This is a genomic window from Nocardia spongicola (genome assembly GCF_047200775.1).
Lineage (GTDB): Bacteria > Actinomycetota > Actinomycetes > Mycobacteriales > Mycobacteriaceae > Nocardia.
On sequence record NZ_JBJZOO010000043.1, the window covers coordinates 1 to 1,338 of the forward strand.

Genomic DNA, 1,338 nt, shown 5'->3' on the forward strand with positions numbered 1-1,338 from the left:
CGCACCGGTGAACCCGGTACCGGACAACGTCACCGAATTACCACCAGCCTCCGGACCCGAACCCGGAACCACCGAGACGAGCGTCGGTGCGACAACATAGGCGTAGAAAACACCATTACTGGTGCCACCGATAGTAATAACGGTGACCTCGACAGTTCCGGTCCCCGCTGGGACTACCGCCGTGATCTGCGTATCCGACACCACCGTGAACGACACCGCCGAAACCCCACCGAACAACACCGCCGTCGCACCCGTGAACCCGGTACCGGTCAGTGTCACGGTATTACCACCGGTTGCCGGACCCGAATCCGGAACCACCGAGATAAGCGTGGGTGCCGCGACATACGTATAGGACACCGGATTACTGACACCACCCGCAGTAGTCACCGTGACGGCAACAACACCGGTCCCCGCAGGCACCATCGCCGCGATCTGGGTATCCGACACCACCGTGAACGACACCGCCGCATTCGCAGCGAACAACACCGCGGTCACACCAATGAACCCGGTACCGATCAACGTCACGGTATTACCACCGGTCTCCGGACCCGAATCCGGAACCACCGAGATAAGCGTGGGTGCCGCGACATACGTATAGGACACCGGATTACTGACACCACCCGCAGTGGTCACCGTGACATCGACCGCACCACTGCCAGCAGGGACGGTAGCGGTGATCTGGGTATCCGACACCACCGTGAACGACACCGCCGAAACCCCACCGAAATCCACCCCCGTGGCACCGGTGAACCCGCTACCGGACAACGTCACCGAATTACCACCAGCCTCCGGACCCGAACCCGGAACCACCGAGACGAGCGTCGGTGCGACAACATAGGTGTAGAGAACACCGTTACTGGTGCCACCGGTAGCAGTAACGGTGACCTCGACAGTTCCGGTCCCCGCTGGGACTACCGCCGTGATCTGCGTATCCGACACCACCGTGAACGACACCGCCGAAACCCCACCGAACAACACCGCCGTGGCACCGGTGAACCCGCTACCGGACAACGTCACCGAATTACCACCGACCTCCGGACCCGAACCCGGAACCACCGAGGTGAGTGTCGGTGCCGCGACATACGTGTAGGACACGCTATTGCTGACACCACCCGCAGTGGTCACGGTGACAGCGACCGTGCCGGTCCCCGCAGGAACAGTAGCGGTGATCTGCGTATCCGACACCACCGTGAACGACACCGCCGAAACCCCACCGAAATCCACCCCCGTCGCACCGGTGAACCCGGTACCGGACAACGTCACCGAATTACCACCGACCTCCGGACCCGAACCCGGAACCACCGAGACCAGCGTGGGGGCTCCGAGGTAGCTATAGGG

General features: G+C 62.4%; 1 protein-coding gene. It reads right to left on the minus strand.

Annotated features, from left to right (window positions below; genetic code table 11):
* Positions 1 to 1,311 (minus strand): IPT/TIG domain-containing protein (locus tag ACL02S_RS24090; protein ID WP_412804781.1); only part of this gene is annotated, 1,311 nt, incomplete at its 3' end.
* Positions 1,312 to 1,338: the final 27 nt, after the last annotated feature.